General features: G+C 51.5%; 1 protein-coding gene. It reads right to left on the reverse strand.

Annotation, left to right across the window (positions count from 1 at the left end; translation table 11 throughout):
• Positions 1 to 369: beta-eliminating lyase-related protein (locus FDX14_RS06575; RefSeq protein WP_252182517.1), on the reverse strand; the 369-nt coding region annotated here is incomplete at both ends.

A 369-nucleotide genomic window follows, 5' to 3' on the forward strand; every position in this document is an offset into this window, starting at 1 on the left:
CCAGGCCGCCGTAGGATGGCATCCCTTCGTAGACCACGACTAACTCTTTGGCAGCAGAGAACATTTCGTCATCATTCATGCACAGGAAACCGCCGATATTCACCAGACAGTCTTTTTTACCACTCATGGTACAACCGTCGGCGTAGCTGAACATCTCATGCACGATCTCTGCAATGCTCTTGTTCTCAAAGCCCTGCTCTTGCTCTTTGATAAAGTAGGCGTTTTCTACGCAGCGGGTAGCGTCGTAGAATACTTTAATGCCGTGTGCTTTTGTCAGTTCACGTACCGCACGCATGTTTGCCATCGATACCGGCTGCCCGCCCGCGAGGTTAACCGTCACCGCCAGGCAGATATAGGCAATATTCTCGG

The organism is Citrobacter sp. wls710 (assembly GCF_005281115.1).
GTDB classification, from domain to species: domain Bacteria; phylum Pseudomonadota; class Gammaproteobacteria; order Enterobacterales; family Enterobacteriaceae; genus Citrobacter; species Citrobacter werkmanii.